Raw genomic sequence first — 16,170 nt, 5'->3', positions numbered from 1 at the left:
GCCCACATCAGCCCTGCTTGCCTTCGAAGAACTCCTGCGCCTCGCTGACACCGGCTGCACTGGCGGAACGGCTGCGCGCCGGCGAAGCATTGCGTGCCGGAGTTTCCGGCGCGGTGCGCTCCGCCGCTTCTGAGCGCTCCTCCCGGGCGTCGCCGTCGGACCCGCCTTCCGGTGCTTCCGCTTCCGGTCCGGCAGCGGCGCCGGCGGGCGAGGAAGCGGCGGGCGCGAAGAGGCGGAACAGCAACCCGGCGACGGCTGCACCCACCAGCGGCGCGGCAACGAAGACCCACAGCTGCGCGACGGCCCAGCCGGAGCTGAATATGGCGGAGGCGGTTGCCCGGGCAGGGTTGAACGGCAGGTTGCCCACCGCCTGTCCCAGCTGGAGCAGGGCGGCGAAGGCAAGGCCGACGGCGATGGGCGCGGCCATCCCGGTGGACCGGCCGCGGGCGGCGGCTCCCAGGAACACTGCCACGATAATGGCCCCGCCCAGGACCTCCAGCAGGAGCACGGCTGCCGGAGGCGCCTGGATAATGGAGTGCTCGCCAAAGCCCGCCGTGACAGTGTCGAACGCGGTCCGGGTGTCGGCGATGCCGGGCAGGGTCCGCAGCACCGCGAACAGCGCGAGCGCACCAACCACGGCGCCGGCAAACTGGGCTGCCACGTAGGCGGCAGCCGCGCCGGGACGGATCCGCCCGGCCAGGAGGTGGCCCAGGGTGATCGCAGGATTGAAGTGCCCGCCCGACACGTGGCCAACCGCGAGCATCGCGGCGGTCACCGCCAGGCCGGCGGCAAGCGCGGCCGGCAAGGGGCTGGACTGCGGGATGCTGAACAGCGGCACCCCGAGCCCGGCCACCGCAAGGAACAGGCTGCCGAACCCCTCGGCTGCCAGCTTGGGGAGCAGGCCGTGCCGGACAGTTTCCGGACCGTCGGGCAGGTCGGAATGGCGGGAGTCAACGGGGGTGCTCATGATAAACCTTCAGGTCGATGGCGTCGAGGTGCTGCTGTCAGGCAACCTGGGCATTATTCCAGCCCATGCTGGAGGTTTACTGGACAATGCCACCATTGCAGGGCGGGCAGGGCGGGACGGCGCAGCGGCCACGGTAAATTTACTGCATGAGCATCGAGACCGGTACAGCCACGCCCACCCTGAAGTCACGCATCCACGGCTGCCTGCTCGGGGGTGCGCTGGGTGATTCCCTTGGCTATGCGGTGGAGTTTGACAGCATCGATGAGATCCGGCGCCGGTTCGGCGGAGCAGGCCTGACGGGTTTTGCCCAGCTGTCCGGCAGCCACTTTTCGGACGATACGCAGATGACGCTCTACACCGTGGACGGACTGGTGGAAGCCCTGGAGTGGGCCAACTCCGGCGTTGCCGCCGATGTCAACGCCTGCCTGTGGCTCGCGTACCTGCGCTGGTTGGCGACGCAGGGCGAGGTTGCGGACGCTTCCGCACCAGTCCCCCAGCCGCGGTGGATCGACGGCAACAGTGTGCTCCGCGAGCGCCGCCACCCGGGGAAGGCCTGCATCTCGGGCCTGGCCACGGGCGAGATGGGCACCGCCACGCGCCCGGTCAACCTGGAGTCCAAGGGATGCGGGACGGTGATGCGGTCCGCCCCGTTCGGGCTGATCCCGCACATCGCTCCCGACGCCGTCTACAAGTTGAGTGCCGACGCCGCCTCCCTGACCCACGGCCACCCCTCCGCCCGGCAATCCGCCGGTATCTTCAGCCTGCTGATCCACAGGCTGGTCTCCGGAGAAGGACTCCGGGAGGCGGCCGCCGGCGTGACGGCCCACGCCGCCACCCTGGCAGACGTTGCGCCGGAACTTCCGGAACGGCTGGAGGCGGCCCTCCGGCTGGCAGACAAGGGCCCCGTGCCGCCGGAGGAACTGGTGCAGGCACTCGGGGAAGGCTGGGTAGCAGAGGAAGCGCTCGCCGTCGCACTGTACGCGGTACTCGCCACCCTCCGGGACGGCGGCGCGCCGGGAGGCCCCGCCGGGCATTTCCGGGCCGCCGTTGCGCTTGCTGTCAACCACAGCGGAGACAGCGACTCCACTGGCTCGGTGGCCGGCAACATCCTGGGCGCCTGCTACGGTGAGGACTGCCTGCCCGCCGACTGGCTGGATGCGCTGGAGGCCCCTGAGGTGATCCGTGCCATGGCGGACAGCATGGTGGCCGTGACAACCGGAGAAGGCTAGGCGGTTGCAGGTTCGGCGAATCCGCCCACCATCTGCAGAAATTCGCCCTCGGACAACACCTCGATCACCTGGCCCCGCTCATGGAGCTCAAGCACACGGCGTGCCTTGCCGGTCAGCCTGCCCGAGCGCAGGTCGGATGCCATAAAGCCGTCGCCCACCACGAGGACCGTGGTCCGTCCGGTGACCCGGCTTTCGGTGCGCGCCCCCACCCCGGCCGAGCGCACCTTGGCCTCCGGACGTCCGATGGACAACTGGCCCGTAAAAACAACCGTCTGCCCGTACAGCGGGTGGCCCGGCCCGGCGTCCGGGTTGGGCTCCGGGTTGATGCCCTCCTCCGGCCACCCTGGCTGGAAGGGACGGCCGAGCGCTGCTCCTATGCTGAGTGCCCCGATGGTCGAACCGGTGGCGACGGCGGCCTGGCTGGGTTTGGAGAGTCCGTCCAGGGCGGGGTCGAACGCCTGTTGCCGCGGCAGCACCAGGCCCAGCGAAAGGTAAAGCTCGGCGAGGCTGTTCGCGTTGTTGCGGCGTGCGATGTCGATCAGGATCCCTGCACAGGCCCGGGCGTCCGCGGCCGCGTCGTGGTGTTTGTCCAGCGGCACACCGGCTTCCTCCGCGGCAAACGGCAGTGAGTTGGACACCAGGGAATAGCACCGCCGGGACAGCATCACGGTGCAGACATAGTCATAAGCCGGGCCGGGCAGGCCGGACACTTCCAGGGCGGAGCGGATCACCCCGAGGTCGAAGGCGGCGTTGTGCGCCGCCAGCACGTCGTCTCCAATGAAGGCCCCAATCTCGGCGAAGAGCTCACCGAAACGTGGCCTGCCCGCGACGTCCGCAGCGGTGATGCCGTGGATCCGAACGTTGTGGTAGTCGAAATGGTCGTGGTTGCGCGGCGGCCGCATCAACCATGAGGCTTCCGCCACGATCCGTCCGCCCCGGACCTTCGTGAGGCCGACGGAACAGGGTGAGCCCCGGAAACCGTTCGCCGTCTCGAAGTCGATCGCAGTAAAGTCCAAACCCACGGCCCCCACCTTACCGCCGGTCGCCCGGCAGACCCGTCAAGTACCCTTGAGTGGTGAACTTTCCTGTGATGAACGACCTCGCCGTGTCCCTGCTGGGCGGGGCAGGACCGGTCCAGCCGCAGCTGGCTTCCTTCCTGCCCGACTGGCTGAACCCCCAGGTCTTCCTGGCCGACCCCGCCTTGGCCCCGTGGGTGGTACTGCTTGTCTGCGGCATCGTCTTCGCGGAAACCGGCCTGCTGGTGGGGTTCTTCCTGCCGGGTGACTCCATGCTGTTTACCGCCGGCCTGCTGGTGGCCACGGACACCATCAAGTTCAATGTGTGGCTGTTCGCCCTGCTGATTGTGATTTCGGCCATCATTGGAAACCAGACGGGCTACTTCATCGGCTCCAAGGCAGGCCCGGCAATCTTCAACAAGCCGGAGTCGCGGCTGTTCAAGCGTGAAAACGTGGAAAACGCCCACGCCTTCTTTGAAAAGCATGGCGGCAAGGCCCTGATCCTGGCCCGCTTCGTCCCGATTATCCGCACCTTCGTCCCGGTCATTGTGGGTGTGGCGCAGATGAGCCGGAAAAAGTTCTTTCTTTACAACGTCATCGGCGCGGTCCTGTGGGGCGGCGGCGTAACCCTGCTGGGCTACCTCCTCGGCGACCGTATCCCGTGGGTGCGTGAGAACTTGGACATCATCTTCATCGTCATCGTCCTGGTTTCGGTCCTGCCGATCGGTATCGAGGTCCTGCGCGGCATATCCGCGAAGCGCCAGGCGGCCGCTTACGGGACGGATCCCGTGGACGAGTTCATCGAGGAACACGCTCCCGAGGACGAGCAGAAGACACCCCCCGTACCCTAGGCGGAAGCCTGCAACCACAGAATGCACAAAAGGTGCGCTCCCGCTGCGGCGGGAGCCCACCTTGTGCCATTAACGCTTCAGGAGTCAACTGCCCGCAGGGCCTCCACGATGGACGGCAGGAGTGCACGGAACGCCTTGCCGCGGTGGCTGATGGCGTTCTTCTCCTCGGACGACAGCTCTGCGCAGCTGCGCTGTTCCCCCACCGGCTGCAACACCGGATCGTAGCCGAAGCCGCCTGTGCCGCGCGGTTCCCGGAGCAGGGTGCCCTCCAGTTGGCCGTATTCCACCACTTCACGTCCCGTACTGCCGTCAGTGGCGGGGACAGCCAGGGCTGCCGCGCAGACAAACGCCGCTGCCCGGTGCTGGTCCGGGACGTCCGAGAGCTGGTTCAACAGGAGCGCGAGGTTGGCCTGGTCATCGCCGTGCCGGCCGGACCAGCGGGCGGAAAAGATGCCGGGCGCCCCGCCCATCACGTCGACGGCGAGTCCCGAATCGTCGGCAATGGCCACCAGTCCGGTGGCCTCGGCAACGGCGCGGGCCTTCAGCAGGGAGTTCTCGGCAAACGTCACGCCTGTTTCGACGACGTCGGGGGCACCTGCCGCCGCCGCGTCCACCACCTGCGTATCGACGTCGAGCCCGGGCACCTGGTTGCGCAGGAGCTCGCGGAGCTCACGAAGTTTTCCCTTGTTGTGGGTGGCGAGAACAAGGCGGGGCCCGTCCGTGCTCACAGGGTGTCCGCCAGGGTCTCGCGCTGGATGGCCGCAAGCTGGGTGGTGCCCAGCAGGGCAAGGTCCAGGAGCGCGTCCAGTTCGGCACGGTCGAACGGTGCGCCCTCGGCGGTGCCCTGCACTTCGACGAACTTCCCGGAGCCGGTGACCACCACGTTCATGTCCGTTTCCGCCCGCACGTCCTCCACATAGGGCAGGTCCAGCATGGGGACGCCGTCGATAATTCCCACCGACACGGCCGCGATGGTGTCTACCAGCGGCTGCGCGTTCCTGGCGATTAGCTTGTTGTCGCGGGCAAAGCGGATGGAATCTGCAAGGGCCACGTAGGCGCCGGTGATGGCAGCGGTGCGGGTCCCGCCGTCTGCCTGCAGGACATCGCAGTCCAGCACAATGGTGTTCTCGCCCAGCGCCTTGGTGTCGATGATTGAGCGCAGGGACCGGCCGATCAGGCGGGAGATCTCATGGGTGCGGCCGCCGATCCTGCCCTTGACGGATTCCCGGTCTGAACGGGTGTTCGTGGCCCGGGGCAGCATGGCGTATTCTGCGGTAACCCAGCCCCGCCCCTCGCCCTTCAACCACCGGGGAACACCCTCGGTCAGCGAGGCGGTGCAGAGGACCCTGGTGTTGCCGAACTCGATCAGTGCCGAACCCTCGGCCTGGTTGGACCATCCCCGGGTGATGCTGATGGGCCGGAGCTGGTCCGGGGCACGGCCGTCGGCGCGCACGATTGGCACTGCAGTTGCTTCAGAAGTCATGCCTTTAGCTTATCCACTGCGGACGCGGCCGGCGGCTACCGGGTCCGGCATCCCGCCAGGCCCAGGCGGGCATCAGATGGTGTAATGCACCCCGGCTACCGCAACCGCCACGTCCCCGCCGAAGGCCGGGCGCGCTTCCGCCATAACCGTCGTCTGGGACGTCCAAACCGGGATGTGCGTCAGGAGCAGCCGCCGGGCACCTGCCGCCGCTGCCGCCTCCCCGGCGCGTTTGCCGGTCAGGTGCACATCCTTGATGTCATTGTCCCGGCCTTCCTCGAAGGCCGCCTCGCACAGGAACAGGTCGGCGTCCTTGGCAGCCTCTTCCAGGCCGGGGCAGGAATCGGTATCGCCGGAGTAGGTCAGGGTGCGCGAAATCCGGTTCCCGTCCTTGTCCGGTTCCACCACTTCCACGCGGAGGGCGTAGGCCTCCTCGATGGGATGGTTCACGGCGAATGGCGTGACGGTGAAGGGACCCACCGTTACGGGTTCACGCTCAGCCCAGTTGGTGAAGTCGAATTCCTCATGCATGCCGGGGTCGAGCTCCAGGCCATAGGCGGTGGCCATCCGGTCCGCAGTGGCGGCAGGCCCCCAAACAGGGATCCGGCCGCGGCCCCAGCCGCCCGGCTTCCAGCGGATGGCGACGTGCAGCCCGCACAGGTCCATGCAGTGGTCCGGGTGCAGGTGCGTAAGAAATATCGCGTCGATGTCCTCGAGGTCCGTGTACCGCTGGATGGCGCCCAGTGCACCGCTGCCCAGGTCCATCACGACTTTCCAGGTCCGCTGCCCGTCGCTCGCGGTCAGGAGATAGCACGATGCGGGCGACCCGGGGCCGGGGAAAGAGCCGGTGCAGCCTACGATGGTCAGCTTCACAGGGCGGAACCTCCCGCCCTGCCGGCGGCGAGGCCGCTGTCCGGGAGCGCCCTTTCCACGAAATTGGAGATCCGGGGACGGCTGCGGGCGCTTTGGGCGGCGGCGATCATCTCCGGAGTGATGCGTGCAAGGCTGCCGGTGGGATACTGCGCCGCCACATGGTCCACGTGCCGGACGGACAGGACCTCCGGGCCCAGGAACCTCCTGGCCAGCGCCTCAAACTGGGCGGCGTCGCCCGTTGCCACGAAGTGGTGTTCCGGCGGGGTTGCGGCAGTGCGCTGCAGCTGGTGCATGGCCAGGGCACGGTACACGTCCTTGGCCGTTTCCTCGGCGCTGGAAACGAGCGTGACGTCGGCACCCATGACGTAGGAGATCACGCCCGTGAGCAGGGGGTAGTGCGTGCAGCCGAGCACCACCGTGTCCACCTGGGCGGCCTTCAGCGGAGCCAGGTACTCCTCGGCGACGGCCAGCAGGGCGGGACCGGTGGTGATGCCGGCTTCCACGTAGCTGACGAATTCAGGACAGGCGACCGACGTGATGGACAGGTCGGGCGCCGCGGCGAACGTGTCCTCATAGGCCCGCGATCCGATCGTGGCGGAGGTGCCGATGACACCAACCCGGCCGGCGCGGGTGGCCGCCACGGCCCGGCGGACGGCAGGCTGGATCACCTCGATGACCGGAATGCCGTACCTGGCGGTGTATCGTTCGCGGGCGTCCCGCAGCACCGCGGCCGATGCCGAGTTGCAGGCGATGGTCAGCAGCTTGACGCCGGAGTCCACCAGTTCATCCATAACGCCCAGGGCGTTGGCGCGGACTTCCGCGATGGGCAGCGGCCCGTAGGGGCCATGGGCGGTGTCCCCGACATAGAGGATGGCTTCGTTGGGAAGCTGGTCGATAATGGAGCGGGCTACGGTGAGGCCCCCCACGCCGGAATCGAAAACGCCGATGGGGCGTGCTTCCAGGGCGGCGGCCTGAAGGTCGTCCGGTTCGGATACCTGTTCAGCTGCGGCTGCCGGATCCATGCTCGAGGCTGTTGTCATGATTATTCGAGGATAGGTGCTCGCCGATGCGTCAGCCATCATCTTGTGGCTTGTGACTCATGTCTAATTTGTCACAGGAACCGCAGGTACCGCGGCGGACAGAGCTTAACGGCGCGTTTCCAGCGACTGCAGCATGGCCTGCACCAGGGACTCCTGCAGCCACGTGGCGAAGTTGTAGACCAGGGCAAGGTAGCTCTCCACGTCCTCCGCCTGGGACCAGTCCTGCATGAGGTGGACGTGTTCGGCATCCTCCTCGTCGCGGATGTCCAGCCGCTCGGCGAGCACCAGCCGGACGTCGTTCAGCGCCATGGACCAGTGCTTGGCCCCTTCCGTCGTCAGTACAATCTCGTCCTTGTCCAGGTCGAGCGCGGCCGCGCGCAGGGCTCCGATCTTTGTCTCCCGCAGCGAACGCTCGGTGAGCTGGCGGAACTCAAGTGATGCGGCGCCGTCGTCCTTAACAACGTTGGGCAGGAGCCGCCGGACCGCCCGGTCCGTGGGCTCGGCGACGTCCATGTCCAGGCCGATGAGCGCAGCAAGGGGGTCCTGGCCGTCGCGCTCCTGGGGCTGGAGCATGGAGATGACGTCGTCGATCAGGCTGCGCAGCAGTTCCCGCTCGGCGGGTTCCAGATACCCGGTGATGCCTTTGAGTCCGTATTTGAACGCCTTAGCCACGTTTCCCCTTGCCCTGGCCCGGTCCGCCAGACTTTCCTGAATTGCCGCCGGGACCGCCGCTGGCTTTTTCCACCGTGGCCCAGAGCCCAAAGCCGTGCATGGCAACCGCATGGCGTTCCACCTGCTCCTTGCTGCCGTGGGCAACAATGGAACGGCCCTTCTTGTGGACCTCCATCATGAGTTTGTTCGCCTTGCTCTCCGAGTAGCCGAAATAGCTTTGGAACACGTAGCTGACGTAGCTCATCAGGTTGACGGGATCGTTCCAGATCACCAGGTTCCAAGGGATGTCGGGAGCGGTCAGGGAGTCGGTGGCCTCCTCCGTTCCGGTCCGGGTGCCCTCCTGTGTATCAGGGCCGAGCGCAACGCTTAAGGTCATCTGTCCATTCTATGGGGAGGATGGGCCCACGCCGGCGAGGGGCCCGCGGCGAAGCGAAGCGAGACGTGGGAGCCGGTGGATGGGCCCACACCGGCGAGGGGCCCGCGGCGAAGCGAAGCGAGACGTGGGAGCCGGTGGGGACTAAAGTGACTTTCGTGAGTACCACTGCCGGCTGGGAGCATCCCCGCACGTCCTTTTACACCGACCACTACGAGCTGACCATGCTGCAGGCGTCACTCCATTCGGGCGCGGCGCACCGCAAGTCGGTCTTTGAGGCGTTCACGCGGCGGCTCCCCGACGGCCGGCGGTACGGAATTGTTGCCGGCACCGGCCGGCTCCTGGAAGGCATCGCGAACTTCCGGTTCGGCGAGGCAGAGCTGGACTTCCTCAAGCAGACCCGTGTGGTGAACGACCAGACGCTGGAATACCTGGCCAACTACCGTTTTTCCGGGGACATCTGGGGATACGCCGAGGGCGAGGCGTACTTCCCCAACTCCCCCATCCTGATTGTCGAGGGCACGTTCGCCGAGGCCTGCATGCTGGAGACGTACCTGCTGTCCGTGCTGAACCACGACAGCGCCATCGCCTCCGCGGCCTCCCGCATGATAAGCGCCGCGCACGGCCGGCCCTGCATCGAAATGGGGTCCCGCCGCACCCATGAGGAAGCGGCGGCATCGGCGGCGCGGGCCGCCGTCATCGCCGGGTTCGACAGCACGTCCAACCTCGAGGCCGGCATCCGCTACGGGATCAAGACCGTGGGCACCGCCGCCCACTCCTTCACGCTTTTGCATGACACCGAGCGGGATGCCTTCGAGGCGCAGATCGCGGCGCTCGGCGAGGGTACGTCCCTCCTGGTGGACACGTACGACGTCGAAACGGCCGTGCGGACGGCCGTGGACATGGCGGGTCCCCGGCTGGGCGCCGTCCGGCTGGACTCCGGCGACCTCGTGGACCAGGCCCAGTGGGTCCGCAGGCTGCTGGACGACCTGGGCAACGAAAACACCAAGATCGTGGTCACCTCGGACCTGGACGAGTACGCCATTGCCGCACTGCAGTCCGCCCCCGTTGATTCCTACGGAGTCGGCACCTCCCTGGTGACCGGCTCCGGTGCGCCCACGGCCAGCATGGTCTACAAGCTGGTCAGCCGTGTCGACGACGACGGGAATTTCGTGTCCGTGGCCAAGGCCGCCAAGAACAAGGCGAGCGTGGGCGGGCGCAAGTACGCGCTGCGGAAACTGAACGAACACGGGATCGCCACGGCGGAAATCGTGGGGGTCGGGCACCGGCCGGAGGATGACGGCAACGACCGGCCGCTGCTGCACCAGTTCATGAAGAACGGCGAATTGATGCCCGGGTGGACGGGGCACGAAGGCGTGCTCCGGGCCCGCCAGCGGCACGCGGACTCGATGGCCGAACTGCCACCGGTGGTCAACCGTCTCCAGCGCGGTGAGGCCGCCATTCCCACCATTTACGAGGAGTACTGATGTCGCGTGCCCTGATCATCGTCGATGTCCAAAACGATTTCTGCGAGGGCGGTTCCCTTGCCGTAAAAGGCGGTGCGCGGGTTGCCGGCGCCATCAGCGATTACGTGGACGCCCACCACAATGAGTTCGACCACATCGTGGCCACGCAGGACTGGCATATCGATCCAGGCGACCACTTCTCGGACAACCCCGATTTCAAGGACAGCTGGCCGCCGCATTGCGTGGCCGGAACCCGTGGCGCCGAACTTCATCCGGACCTGGACACCGAGTACATCCAGGCCTACTTCCAGAAAGGGCAGTACGCCGCTGCCTACTCCGGCTTTGAAGGGCTCATGGCCCCCGAGGACGCCGTCCCCACCGGCGAACGGCAGCCCGGCGACGCCAGCCGCTTCGCGCCGGACGAGGACGCCATTGGCCTGGATGACTGGCTGCAGAGCCATGACGTCGAGGACGTTGTGGTGGTGGGAATCGCCACAGATTACTGCGTCATGGCCACGTCCCTGGACGCCGTGCAGGCGGGCTACTCCGTTACCGTGATCCGGTCGCTTACGGCCGGCATTGCCGAAGACCTGGAAGAGGCGGTGGCCGAAATGGAACTTGGCGGAGTGGACGTAGCCTAGGCGGTTGTTCATGAAGTGGCCGGGCAAAATCACCCGGCCACTCTGCGTCGCAGCAGCTACGTGCGGCCGATGAACCAGTCCTGCAGCTTCCGCAGCCGTGCCTGCAACTGTTCCTCGTTCGCCTGCGCCACGGCGGGGCCGCCGCACACCGTCCGCAGCTTGGTGTGCACCACGCCGTGGGGAGTCCCGGTCCGCGCGGCCCAGGCAGCAACGTTCTTGGCCAGCTCGTTCCGCAGGTCCATCAGCATCCGGTGGTCCGGAACGGCCGGGGCGGAACTCTCGGCGGCAGCTGGGGCCTTGCGGTTCTTCCGGCTCAGCTGCTCATGCTGCCGCTGGCGCAGCAGGGTGCCCACCTGCTCCGCGTCCAGCAGCCCGGGAATGCCCAGGAAGTCCATCTCGTCGTCGGACCCCACCTCGCCTCCGGTGCCGAACTCGCCGCCGTCGAACAGCACCCGGTCAAACGAAGCCTGCGAATCAAGCGCCTCGAATTTGCCCTTGGTAAGGCTGTCGGAGGCCTTATCCTCGCGGTTGGCCTCCGCCATCAGCGAGTCCTCCGGATTGAAGAGGCCGTCGCCGTCCTCCTTCTCCGGCCGGTCCAGGGCGTGGTCGCGTTCGGCCTCCATGGAGTTGGCGAGCGCCATCAGCTGCGGCACGGAAGGCAGGAAGACCGAGGCCGTTTCGCCCCTTTTTCGGGCACGCACAAAACGGCCCACGGCCTGGGCGAAGAACAGCGGCGTGGACGTGGACGTGGCATACACGCCCACGGAAAGCCGCGGAACGTCCACGCCTTCGGACACCATGCGCACGGCCACCATCCAGCGCGAGTCCCCGGCGGAGAACTCCTCGATCTTGCTCGAGGCCTTGGCGTCGTCGGAGAGGATGACGGCAGGTGATTCGCCGGTGATCTTTTTCAGCTGCCCGGCATAGGCCCGGGCGTCCTCGTGGTCGGTAGCGATCACCAGGCCGCCGGCGTCGGGAACCGTGCGGCGCACTTCGCTGAGCCTCTTGTCCGCTCCGGCCAGCACGGCCGGGATCCACTCGCCGGCGGGATTGAGCGCGGTCCGCCAGGCATGCGAGGTGATGTCCTTGGTGACCGCGGCCTCGCCAAGCGACGCCGCCATCTCCTCCCCCGCGCTGGTGCGCCAGCGCATCTGCCCCGAATAGGCCATGAACATCACCGGCCGGACCACGTGGTCCCGCAGTGCGTTCCCGTAGCCGTAGGTGTAGTCGGCTTTGGAGCGGCGGATGCCGTCCCGGTCCTCCACGTACTCCACGAACGGGATGGGCGAGGTATCGGAACGGAAAGGCGTCCCTGTCAGGGCCAGGCGCCGGACTGCAGGGTCGAACGCCTCCCGCAGGCCATCACCCCAGGACAGTGCTTCCCCGCCGTGGTGAATCTCGTCGAGGATCACCAGCGTGCGGGCAGCCTCCGTTTTGGCCCGGTGCAGCAGCGGCTTGCTGGCCACCTGTGCGTACGTGACAGCCACGCCGATGAACCCGCGGCCGTGCTGGCCGTCGGAGTTCTTGAAGTTGGGGTCGATGGCAATGCCAACCCGGGCCGCCGCGTCCGCCCACTGCCGTTTCAGGTGGTCCGTGGGCGCCACGATGGTCACCCGGTTAACGGCACCGGAATCAATGAGGGTGGAGGCGATCCGGAGCGCGAATGTCGTCTTGCCTGCACCCGGGGTTGCCACCGCGAGGAAGTCCCGCGGGCTGTTCCGCATGTAAAGGTCAAGGGCTTCCTGCTGCCAGGCACGGAGTTTCGGGGCGGTTCCCCAGGCTGCACGTTCCGGGTAGGCCGGAGGCAGGGTGGGGCCGCCAAAAAGCGTCTCCGTCACTACTTGTTGTTGCCCGGGTTTCCTCCGGAGCCCTTGCCGCCGTCGTCACCCGGACGGAGGCCCTCATAGACTTCCTTGCAGGTGGGGCAAACGGGGAACTTCTTCGGGTCCCGGCCGGGCGTCCAGACCTTGCCGCACAGCGCAATGACGGGCTCGCCGGTCATCGCAGACTCCATGATCTTTTCCTTGCGCACATAGTGTGCAAAGCGCTCCCGGTCGCCCGGTTCCAGCTGCTCGCGCAGTTCTTCGCGCTCAATGGTGGCTGTGGACGTTCCAGCCCCGGAAAGCTCACGCATCGGGTCGTTTTCGAGAGGGTCCGTCATGCTAGTCATGCCCACCATCTTAGCCTTTCCAGATGGCGGAACGTCCGACGGCGGCGCGTGCGTGCCGCTGCCCGTCACCGCCCGGCCATCGGGCATTTTTCCGGCAGCGCTTCCGCTGTTGCCGGCGCTAGATGCCCTGCCAGTCGGGTTTGTTGTCGTAGGTGTGACGGTAGAAATCCGCGAGCTTCAGGGCAGACGCCGCCGCCTCGTCCAGCAGGACAGTGGCGTGCGGATGGAACTGCAGGATGGACGCCGGGCAGATCGCAGCTACGGGGCCCTCGACGAACTCGCGCACCGCCTGCGCCTTCTGTGCCCCGGTGGCCAGCAGGATCACGTGCCGGGCTTCCATGATGGTGCCCAACCCCTGGGTGATGACGTGGTGCGGGACCTCGGCCAGGCTGTTGAAGAAGCGGGCATTGTCCCGCCGGGTCTGTTCGATCAGGCTCTTGATCCGGGTGCGCGAGGCGAAGGAGGAACCGGGTTCGTTGAAGGCGATATGCCCGTCGGTGCCCACCCCCAGGAGCTGCAGGTCGATGCCGCCGGCCGCAGCGATGGCGTCCTCATAGGCCTGGCACGCCGCGGGGATATCCCGGGCGGCGCCGTCGGGCCCGTGGACGTTGCCGGGAGCGATGTTCACCCTGTCCGTAAATTCCCGCCTGATGACTTCACGGTAGGACTCCGGGTGCCCCGCGGGCAGGCCCACGTACTCGTCGAGGGTGAACGCGGAAGCCCTGCTGAAGTCCAGGCCGCCGGTGTGGCGGTCAGCCAGTTCGTTGTAGACCGGCAGCGGTGAGGACCCCGTGGCAAGACCCAGCACCGCGTCCGGTTTCCGCCGGAGCAGGTCCTCGACGGCGTCCGCTGCCAGTTTTGCGATCTGCCTGCTGCCGCCGAGGATGACCACTTCCATGCTGTTCCTTTCTGCCCTACGCCGGTCAGCGGTTGACGGCCACCTGGGCCAGCAGTTCCGGACCGCGTGCATCAAGCCATTTCCCGCCCAGCCTAACGCCGGCCACAAACAGCACAAGCCCCAGCGCCGGTCCCGCCACGAGGTTGATCCAGCCAAAGAGGCCGTTCCCCGTCACCAGCTGGGCGATGACCAGTGCCGCCTCGGGCAGGACCAGCACCAGCAGGACCAGCATTCCGCCGAACTGCACCGCGAGGGTCTGTCCCACATTGCCTGGCGGCTTCTTGAAAGGACTGTCCCCGGGCAGTGGTACGGCCACCGTGTACCGGGCGGAGACCACGGAGGCGAGACCCAGGCCGGTGAAGAGGATTCCGAGGCTCAGGCCGAGCTGGCCCGGCAGCCCGGTCCAGTCTCCGGTGAATCCTGAATAGCCCACGGCGAATACCACCACCACGGGGAGTGCGAACGCCAGGCAGGCCAGGGCGCGGCCCAACCGGTCGGCCACGCCGCTGACACCCGTTGCAAGATGGAGGGCAAAAGCCGTGTTGTCGTAGGAGACATCCGCCGAGATGGACCAGGCGATGATGAAGGCGGAGATGGGCGCCAGGAAGGCGAGGCTGAAGTAGTCGCCCGTCTGGGCACCCTGGAAAACCAGCACCACGGGCAACAGCGGGATGACCACAAGCGATCCCGAATAGCGCGGGTCACGGAACCAGTAGGTGAGGGACCTGGCCATGACGGCACCTGCCGGCACCGCCGGAAGCAACCCCAGCAGGCCCAGCCGACTGCCCTTCCGCTTGCCGGTGCCGGCATACGGCGGAGTGACGAGGGCCCGTTCCAGCAGCAGTTTCCAGCACCATGCCAGGACGGCAATCGCGGCACAGGACACCAGGAGCTTCAGGGCGGCCGGACCGGACTCCCCCGCATGAAGGTCACCGGCCAGGGCCCACGGAGCACCAAGCGGCGTCCAGGACAGTGCCCGGGCGAGATCCGGCAGGAAGGCCGTGGAGTTGGAAATCCCCTGGCCCACGCCGGCGATGATCGGCCCGAGGAGGACCAGCGGGACCATGAAGGCGACGGCGCTGATGTCCCTGAAGCGGCGGGAGGATGCCAGGCTTGCGGTGGCTGTGGTGACTACTTTCGCAACCACCACACAGGTCAGCACGCCCAGCACTGCCCCTGCCAGGGCGCCCAGCACCGGCAGTACGCCGCGGGACCACGTCACCACCGTGGCCAGGGCCACCAGCGTAGTGGCGAGGCCCGGAACGCCGATCAGTCCACCCAGGGCCAGCCCCGCCAGCATCTGCTTCATGGGAATGGCGAACGAGGTGAAGCGGGCCGGGTCCAGGGTCATGTCCGTGGCGGACGCCACCACCGGAACCACTGCCCAGCCCAGGACGGCGGCGGAACCGCCCAGGACCACCGCAGTCTGGACAAGTGCGGGGTCGGCGGTGCGCAGCAGAACCAGCGCCACCACCAGGGTGCCCACGAGCCCCAGCGCGTAGAGTCCCGCGATCGCGAGCCCCACCAACTGCCACGGGCTGCGGCGGAAGCCGTTGCGCAGCAGGGTCAGTTTCAGCCTTAGAAGGTGCGCAACCATTCCAGCCCTTCCGTGCGGCTGCGGCCGCCCACGAGCTGGACAAAGCGGTCCTCGAGCGACGCGCCGGCCCGGACCTCGTCAATGGTTCCGGCAGCGAGCAGGCGCCCGCCGGCCACCACGGCCACGTGGTCGCACATGCGCTGGACCAAATCCATCACGTGGCTGGAGACGATCACTGTGCCGCCGGATGCCACGTAGCTGTCAAGGATGGACCGGATGTTCGCTGCCGACACCGGGTCCACCGCCTCGAAGGGCTCATCCAGAACGAGGAGCCGGGGCGCGTGGATCAGCGCAGTGGCAAGTGCGATTTTCTTGGTCATGCCCGCGGAGTAGTCCACCACCAGTGTCCCGGCGTCCCGTGCCAGGTCCATGGCGTCCAGCAGCTCGCCCACGCGGGATGCCACCACGTCCCTGTCCATGCCGCGCAACAGGCCGGCGTATGTGATGAGCTGCTCTCCGGTAAGCCGGTCGAAAAGCTTCACGCCGTCGGGGAGGATGCCCATCAGCTTCTTGGCCGCCAGCGGTTCCGCCCAGACGTCGATGCCGTGGACCAGGGCCGTTCCGAAGTCCGGACGCAGGAGTCCGGTTGCCATGAACAACGTGGTGGTCTTACCCGCGCCGTTGGGTCCCACGATCCCGAAGAAGGAGCCGGGAGGGACATCCAGGCTGATGCCGTCCACCGCGATCTTCTCGCCGAAGCGCTTGGCGAGACCGCGCATGGACAACGCAGGAGTGGTTCCGGTGGCGGGTGCACCGGGTGCGGGCACATGCAGTGCCGGGCCGGCCGGATCGGGTTGCGGGGCAGTCATGAAGCCAGACTAGTCCCAGCGGCCCGCCTCCGGGGTCCTCCGGAAGGAGTAGCAAGAAGGGCATACGCGGGCATCTCACCCCGCATTG

Annotated in this window: 17 protein-coding genes; 4 read left to right on the top strand and 13 right to left on the bottom strand. The window is 67.3% G+C overall.

The features are described 5' to 3' along the window. Window positions 1-7: 7 nt before the first annotated feature. The gene (locus FDW83_RS12850) at window positions 8-967 is read right to left on the bottom strand and encodes an aquaporin (RefSeq protein WP_138138490.1); all 960 of its coding nucleotides are present in this window, start codon (window positions 965-967) and stop codon (window positions 8-10) included. A gap of 146 nt (window positions 968-1,113) precedes the next feature. Here FDW83_RS12850 and FDW83_RS12845 point away from each other — a divergent pair, with 146 nt between their 5' ends. After that, window positions 1,114-2,196 carry an ADP-ribosylglycohydrolase family protein gene (locus tag FDW83_RS12845; RefSeq protein WP_138138488.1) on the top strand — a complete coding sequence of 361 codons (1,083 nt, stop codon included), beginning with the start codon at window positions 1,114-1,116 and terminating at the stop codon, window positions 2,194-2,196. On the opposite strand, the gene FDW83_RS12840 is transcribed toward FDW83_RS12845, so the two are convergent. Continuing rightward, on the bottom strand, window positions 2,193-3,218 hold the full coding sequence (locus FDW83_RS12840; RefSeq protein ID WP_138138486.1) for an exonuclease domain-containing protein: 1,026 nt from the start codon (window positions 3,216-3,218) through the stop codon (window positions 2,193-2,195). The two genes, FDW83_RS12845 and FDW83_RS12840, sit on opposite strands and share 4 nt — an antisense overlap. 68 nt (window positions 3,219-3,286) lie before the next feature. On the opposite strand from FDW83_RS12840, the gene FDW83_RS12835 reads away from it, so the two are divergent. After that, entirely contained in the window at window positions 3,287-4,063 is a 777-nt protein-coding gene (locus tag FDW83_RS12835; protein WP_138138574.1) for a DedA family protein, read from the top strand. A 77-nt stretch (window positions 4,064-4,140) separates the two neighbouring features. Here FDW83_RS12835 and rdgB read toward each other — a convergent pair whose 3' ends face one another. From rdgB to clpS, 6 genes are all read right to left on the bottom strand, one after another. Next, window positions 4,141-4,791: an RdgB/HAM1 family non-canonical purine NTP pyrophosphatase gene (gene rdgB / locus FDW83_RS12830; RefSeq protein WP_138138484.1), complete on the bottom strand. Its 651-nt coding sequence runs from the start codon at window positions 4,789-4,791 to the stop codon at window positions 4,141-4,143. Next, the gene (gene rph / locus FDW83_RS12825) at window positions 4,788-5,546 is read right to left on the bottom strand and encodes a ribonuclease PH (RefSeq protein WP_138138483.1); all 759 of its coding nucleotides are present in this window, start codon (window positions 5,544-5,546) and stop codon (window positions 4,788-4,790) included. The genes rdgB and rph overlap by 4 nt, the downstream gene beginning before the upstream one ends. A 72-nt stretch (window positions 5,547-5,618) precedes the next feature. Then, on the bottom strand, window positions 5,619-6,416 hold the full coding sequence (locus FDW83_RS12820; protein ID WP_138138481.1) for an MBL fold metallo-hydrolase: 798 nt from the start codon (window positions 6,414-6,416) through the stop codon (window positions 5,619-5,621). After that, window positions 6,413-7,456, bottom strand: a complete 1,044-nt coding sequence (gene murI, locus FDW83_RS12815; protein WP_370281277.1) for a glutamate racemase — start codon at window positions 7,454-7,456, stop codon at window positions 6,413-6,415. The genes FDW83_RS12820 and murI overlap by 4 nt, the downstream gene beginning before the upstream one ends. Before the next feature lie 105 nt (window positions 7,457-7,561). Then, window positions 7,562-8,128 (bottom strand): DUF2017 domain-containing protein, encoded by a 567-nt coding sequence (locus tag FDW83_RS12810; RefSeq protein WP_138138480.1) that lies wholly within the window; start codon window positions 8,126-8,128, stop codon window positions 7,562-7,564. Then, window positions 8,121-8,504: an ATP-dependent Clp protease adapter ClpS gene (clpS, locus tag FDW83_RS12805; RefSeq protein ID WP_138138479.1), complete on the bottom strand. Its 384-nt coding sequence runs from the start codon at window positions 8,502-8,504 to the stop codon at window positions 8,121-8,123. Before clpS ends, FDW83_RS12810 begins: the two co-directional genes overlap by 8 nt. A gap of 155 nt (window positions 8,505-8,659) precedes the next feature. On the opposite strand from clpS, the gene FDW83_RS12800 reads away from it, so the two are divergent. Then, entirely contained in the window at window positions 8,660-9,988 is a 1,329-nt protein-coding gene (locus FDW83_RS12800; RefSeq protein ID WP_138138478.1) for a nicotinate phosphoribosyltransferase, read from the top strand. After that, window positions 9,988-10,608, top strand: coding sequence for an isochorismatase family protein (locus tag FDW83_RS12795; RefSeq protein ID WP_138138477.1), 621 nt, complete (start codon window positions 9,988-9,990; stop codon window positions 10,606-10,608). The genes FDW83_RS12800 and FDW83_RS12795 overlap by 1 nt, the downstream gene beginning before the upstream one ends. Window positions 10,609-10,664: 56 nt before the next feature. On the opposite strand, the gene FDW83_RS12790 is transcribed toward FDW83_RS12795, so the two are convergent. The 5 genes from FDW83_RS12790 to FDW83_RS12770 all read right to left on the bottom strand — a co-directional run bounded on the left by FDW83_RS12790 (window position 10,665) and on the right by FDW83_RS12770 (window position 16,082). After that, window positions 10,665-12,446 (bottom strand): DEAD/DEAH box helicase, encoded by a 1,782-nt coding sequence (locus FDW83_RS12790; protein WP_138138476.1) that lies wholly within the window; start codon window positions 12,444-12,446, stop codon window positions 10,665-10,667. Further along, complete coding sequence (locus FDW83_RS12785; RefSeq protein ID WP_138138474.1) at window positions 12,446-12,787, bottom strand: DUF3039 domain-containing protein; 342 nt, start codon at window positions 12,785-12,787, stop codon at window positions 12,446-12,448. Before FDW83_RS12785 ends, FDW83_RS12790 begins: the two co-directional genes overlap by 1 nt. Window positions 12,788-12,896: 109 nt before the next feature. Further along, the gene (gene nagB, locus FDW83_RS12780; protein ID WP_138138473.1) at window positions 12,897-13,676 is read right to left on the bottom strand and encodes a glucosamine-6-phosphate deaminase; all 780 of its coding nucleotides are present in this window, start codon (window positions 13,674-13,676) and stop codon (window positions 12,897-12,899) included. Between the two features lie 25 nt (window positions 13,677-13,701). Continuing rightward, window positions 13,702-15,273, bottom strand: coding sequence for a transporter (locus FDW83_RS12775; protein ID WP_138138472.1), 1,572 nt, complete (start codon window positions 15,271-15,273; stop codon window positions 13,702-13,704). Then, complete coding sequence (locus tag FDW83_RS12770) at window positions 15,255-16,082, bottom strand: ABC transporter ATP-binding protein (protein WP_138138471.1); 828 nt, start codon at window positions 16,080-16,082, stop codon at window positions 15,255-15,257. The genes FDW83_RS12775 and FDW83_RS12770 overlap by 19 nt, the downstream gene beginning before the upstream one ends. Window positions 16,083-16,170 lie beyond the last annotated feature (88 nt).

The sequence above is a fragment of the Pseudarthrobacter sp. NamE2 genome (assembly GCF_005796205.1).
GTDB lineage: Bacteria > Actinomycetota > Actinomycetes > Actinomycetales > Micrococcaceae > Arthrobacter.
This window is presented reverse-complemented; position numbering and strand designations above follow the sequence as displayed.

Excerpts from the sequence above, each read along its gene's own strand:
- FDW83_RS12850 (WP_138138490.1), bottom strand. The coding sequence starts at position 967 with ATGAGCACCCCCGTTGACTCCCGCCATTCCGACCTGCCCGACGGTCCG.
- FDW83_RS12845 (WP_138138488.1), top strand. The coding sequence starts at position 1,114 with ATGAGCATCGAGACCGGTACAGCCACGCCCACCCTGAAGTCACGCATC.
- FDW83_RS12835 (WP_138138574.1), top strand. The coding sequence starts at position 3,287 with ATGAACGACCTCGCCGTGTCCCTGCTGGGCGGGGCAGGACCGGTCCAG.
- rph (WP_138138483.1), bottom strand. The coding sequence starts at position 5,546 with ATGACTTCTGAAGCAACTGCAGTGCCAATCGTGCGCGCCGACGGCCGT.
- murI (WP_370281277.1), bottom strand. The coding sequence starts at position 7,456 with ATGACAACAGCCTCGAGCATGGATCCGGCAGCCGCAGCTGAACAGGTA.
- clpS (WP_138138479.1), bottom strand. The coding sequence starts at position 8,504 with ATGACCTTAAGCGTTGCGCTCGGCCCTGATACACAGGAGGGCACCCGG.
- FDW83_RS12795 (WP_138138477.1), top strand. The coding sequence starts at position 9,988 with ATGTCGCGTGCCCTGATCATCGTCGATGTCCAAAACGATTTCTGCGAG.
- FDW83_RS12785 (WP_138138474.1), bottom strand. The coding sequence starts at position 12,787 with ATGGTGGGCATGACTAGCATGACGGACCCTCTCGAAAACGACCCGATG.
- nagB (WP_138138473.1), bottom strand. The coding sequence starts at position 13,676 with ATGGAAGTGGTCATCCTCGGCGGCAGCAGGCAGATCGCAAAACTGGCA.
- FDW83_RS12775 (WP_138138472.1), bottom strand. The coding sequence starts at position 15,273 with ATGGTTGCGCACCTTCTAAGGCTGAAACTGACCCTGCTGCGCAACGGC.
- FDW83_RS12770 (WP_138138471.1), bottom strand. The coding sequence starts at position 16,082 with ATGACTGCCCCGCAACCCGATCCGGCCGGCCCGGCACTGCATGTGCCC.